General features: G+C 40.3%; 3 protein-coding genes. 2 read left to right on the top strand and 1 reads right to left on the bottom strand.

The window, feature by feature from the left end; all coding sequences use genetic code 11:
• Together BBH99_RS09805 and BBH99_RS09800 are read left to right on the top strand one after the other, a co-directional pair.
• A partial coding sequence (locus BBH99_RS09805; RefSeq protein ID WP_455550057.1) for an aldose epimerase family protein occupies window positions 1–470 on the top strand: 470 nt, incomplete at its 5' end.
• Window positions 471–473: 3 nt separating this feature from the next.
• Window positions 474–2,201: a sodium:solute symporter family transporter gene (locus BBH99_RS09800; RefSeq protein ID WP_066695063.1), complete on the top strand. Its 1,728-nt coding sequence runs from the start codon at window positions 474–476 to the stop codon at window positions 2,199–2,201.
• A gap of 136 nt (window positions 2,202–2,337) precedes the next feature.
• On the opposite strand, the gene BBH99_RS09795 is transcribed toward BBH99_RS09800, so the two are convergent.
• Window positions 2,338–4,068, bottom strand: coding sequence for an RICIN domain-containing protein (locus BBH99_RS09795; RefSeq protein ID WP_066695058.1), 1,731 nt, complete (start codon window positions 4,066–4,068; stop codon window positions 2,338–2,340).
• Between the last annotated feature and the right edge of the window lie 534 nt (window positions 4,069–4,602).

Below are 4,602 nucleotides of genomic sequence, written 5' to 3'. Positions count from 1 at the left end.
ATGAACTGCAGATTAATGCAGATCATTTTCTTCCGGTAAATGAAACATTGATTCCTACAGGTGAGCAGAAAGCCGTAAAAGGAACTCCTTTTGACTTCACAGTTTCTAAGCTGATTGGAAAAGATATCGGTGCAGATGACGATCAGCTGAAAAAAGGGAAAGGATATGACCACAATTGGATCCTGAACGGAAAAGGACTTAGAAGTATTGCCAAAGTATACCATCAGGGAACAGGAAGAGTGATGGAAGTCTTCACAGATGAACCTGGTGTGCAGTTTTATTCCGGTAATTTTCTTGATGGAAAGTTTGATACCAAAACAGGAGGTAAAAATGAATTCAGAACAGGGTTCTGCTTAGAGACACAACACTTCCCGGATTCACCAAACCAGCCTTCTTTTCCTTCTACAGAATTGAAGCCCGGACAGAAGTACCAGTCAAAAACCATCTATAAATTCTTCGTTAAAAAGTAAACTATGGGAAAATTAGCAACTATTGATATCATCATATTCCTGATCTATTTTGTAGTGGTGGCTTCCTACGGATTATGGATCTATAAAAAGAAAAAATCTGAATCCACAGGAAGTAAGGACTATTTCCTTGCGGAAGGATCTTTGACCTGGTGGGCAATTGGAGCCAGCTTAATTGCTTCCAATATTTCTGCTGAACAGTTTATCGGAATGAGTGGTGAAGGTTTCTTTGTCGGAATTGCTGTTGCCGCTTACGAATGGATCGCTGCTGTTGCATTGATCATCATTGCGGTCTGGTTTATTCCGATCTATCTTAAAAATAAGATCTATACCATGCCTCAGTTTCTGGAAAGAAGGTATAACAAATCTGTTTCGCTGATTATGGCTGTATTCTGGCTGTTTCTGTATGTTATTGTGAATCTTACTTCCATCCTTTACCTTGGAGCTCTTGCCATTGATACTTTATTAGGTGGAGAGCATCTTCACGGTATTATGATCGCTCTTTTGCTTATGGCTCTTCTGATCGGTCTTGGAGGGATGAAAGTAATTGGATATACAGATGTTATCCAGGTGGCTGTCCTTATTATTGGTGGTTTTGCAACGGTGTATATGGCTTTACAGATTGTAGACCAGAGAATCAACGGAGCTGCTGTAGGGAATGCTCTGGCAGGATTTAATACCCTGATCAATGAGGCTCCACAGCATTTTAAGCTGATTCTTGAAAAACCAATGACCACTACAACTACTTTGGCAATGCCTCAGAACCTGGAAGTACAGAAATATGTGGTGTTACCGGGTCTGGCCATGTATTTTGCCGGTCAGTGGATTGTTAACCTGAACTATTGGGGATGTAATCAATACATCACTCAGAGAGCTTTGGGAGCAGATCTGAAAACGGCAAGAACAGGAATTCTGTTTGCAGGTTTCCTGAAATTATTCATGCCTGTAATCGTAATGCTTCCGGGAATTGCCGCTTATGTTTTATATTCAAAAGGACATCTTCCGGCATTCAACGGAGTGAAAGACGGAGCGTACTCTGCAATATTGGGATTCTTACCTGTTGGGCTTAAAGGATTGGCAATTGCTGCGTTGACGGCAGCGATTGTGGCTTCGCTGGCAGGGAAAGTAAACAGTATCTCAACCATTTTTACTTTAGATATCTATAAAAAATATCTTAAAACAGACGCCACCGAAATTCAGATGGTGAGAACAGGCCGTTGGGTCATTATTATTGCTATGATGGCAGCGTTGGCCTTTACCTGGACGGATGTTTTAGGAATTGGCGGTGAAGGAGGTTTCACATTTATCCAGAAATATACAGGCTTTATCAGTCCGGGAGTTTTTGCCATGTTCCTTCTGGGAATGTTCTGGAAAAGAACAACGGGTACAGCTGCTTTGGTAGGAGTAATCTTAGGCTTTGTTCTTGCGATTTTCTTCAACAGCTTTGCCGTAGGAATTTTCGGGAAAGAAACCTGGATGTATACTGCATTCACTTATGAAAAGCTTGAGAATGGGATAGTGCATACCATTACCGAGATTCCTTTTCTAATCAATATGGGATGGTCATTCTTTATCACCATAATCGCGATGATTCTGATCAGTCTTGCAGGTCCGAAGGTAAATCCTAAAGCTTTTGCCATTGATGTAACAATGTTTAAAGTGGACAACAGAACCTTAGTTTTGGTCGTGATGACACTGCTTTTACTGACCGCCTTGTATGTAAGGTTCTGGTAAAAGTGAATGGTCAATAGTGAATTCTTTTCACTTGTCAATTTTTAAAATTCACTATTGACTTGCGAAGCAAAATTGACTTTTCACATATAATAAAAAAAAACAGGATGCTTAAAAAGCATCCTGTTTTTTATTGGTATCAGTTCATCCCAATATATTTGAACTTGAACAACTGACACGATGTACCGTAATAATCCCAAAGATGTAAGTTTGAATTACCATCCATGGTACAGTTGGGAATATCCCAGCCACGTGTAGGATCCACTTTGGATAATATTTTGTAATAACCATTAGAAACAGCGACTACCTGCCAGGCCTGTGCATCATTATTATAGCTTTGCCAAAGCCTGATCGAAGTTCCCAATGTATTGCTGTTACTGGCTAAATCAATGCAGCGATTTGTTGCGCTAGCTTTAGATACAAAACGCCAGAAACCATTACCCGCGTCAATGGCAACCCATCGTTGTGCAGCAGCGCCATTCCTTGTCCATGGTCTAAGTACTGCACCATTGGTATCCTCTCCTGATTTTAGGTCAAGTACTTTATTGGTATCGGTCTGAAATTCTATTTCGTAGATACCATTATTGACCAGACTGGTTGTGCTGCAATTTGAAACAGGATAATTGGAGGATGCATATTGCTGAAACCACTGTTTAACTGGTGCGGCGCAGGCTTCCCAATCGTTGTTGTAGGCTGTTCCTGCATTAGGATCGCCTTTGTGGAGGAGATTATCCGGGGCAAGAACATTCCAGCTTACATTGCCGGCTTGATCCACAATATATTTTAAATTGGCGCCAAAGCCGTTTCCGCCTGCCGTACCTGTGATACCGGTGCCGAAGGTGCCATATCCCTGTGGTGCCCAGTCGGTCTCGGTAATGGCAATCGGTGCAATGTCTGCAATCGGTTTAACATTGATATTCCATGCGTTTTGAAAAGTTTGGTAGTTGTTGACACCACCCCAGTAACCAGGATAGATATGAACGGCATAGCCAATGTTACCCCCTGTGATTTGATTATTGACATAGCCTTGATAATGTGATTGCCAGCCTGTACCTGGAATCCAGCAAACATTATTGGCTCCGTTGTTGCGGATGATATTGACCAATGGTTGAAAGAAGTTTTTGAGTGCTGCAAAATGCTCGTTCCCCGTTGATCCCCATGTCCCGTTTGTCCCTAGGATTTCAACAGGTTCGTTAGCTAACTCAAACATGACGTTGTCTGCATTCTTCAATCCAGGATGTTGAGAGAGAAAAGTCCATACAGTCTTGAGATAGCTATGGTATGCATCATTGACGGCAATACGGCTGGGGCATACACCTGGAGGACGTAGGATAATATACATTCCTCGGCTTCGGGCATGGTTGATCAAAGGAATGATGACTTGATCGGTGTAGGTAACCAACCGATTGTAATTGAATCTTGAGATGTCGTTCTCAGGAATGGCAGGGCCGGGATCATTGGTCCAATATGGATCGATGTGAAGGCGAATGTAATTGAGATACCAGCCATCGGCATTGCTGCTGAGTTTGGTGATGACTGCCTTGTTATAGTTCAAGGCTCCTTGTACATTATAGTTGTCCCAGGTACAGTAACCGGAGTTTGCTCCATATTGACAGCCATTGAACCAAGGGCTGGGTGTTATGGCAACCCCATGTAAGACAACGTTATTTTCGCAGGGGTCTTTGAGGAACTTGCCACCCACATGAAGAGGTGGGGTGGTTGCCAACGCCAATGCATCTGCAGAGGTGCCTCTGTTGGTTCTTAGGTTTCTTTCGGATTCTTCCAGTAAACTTTTTTCTTCTATCCGGGAGCAATTGAAAAGAATGGTTAGCAGAAAGGCTAGAAGTAGCCACATTTTGTTTGTTCTCATAATTTATATATTTAAAGGGTTTGGTCTTGATTTTTTAGGCATTAGTATTCAGTTTCTTATCCTGATGAGTATGGGATAAATAGATGAAACTTCTTGATCTTTATTGACGCTGGATTTGGATGGGGTTTGATGTCATTTTTTTTGGACAGGGAAATGGAGCCATCTTTATTCGGTTTCGTATTTAAAAACCTTTTCTTCTCTTTTTTCCAAGTCCTCCAGGGATGTAAAAATGAAGTTTTGGAAATTTAGATTATGATTAAATATGGTTATTAGTTTTATATAAAATTACAAATATTATTAAATATAATTCAATATTTTACTAAAAATTAACATAAAATTTAATATCATAAATTAGATAATTGATAAATAGTTGTAATGTTGTATGTGATAGGAAAAAATAACAGACCTTATCATAAATTTTCATTACGATAATTATGAAAAAAGATGAAATGATTGTTTATATTGGTTAAAATTTTCTACTTGAGCACAAAAAAAATCTCACGAAAGCGAGATTTTTATGATATTCACCTGAAG

It is taken from the genome of Chryseobacterium contaminans (assembly GCF_001684955.1).
GTDB lineage: Bacteria > Bacteroidota > Bacteroidia > Flavobacteriales > Weeksellaceae > Chryseobacterium > Chryseobacterium contaminans.
Note: the sequence above shows the minus strand (reverse complement) of the source record. Positions and strands in the feature narration are given on the sequence as shown.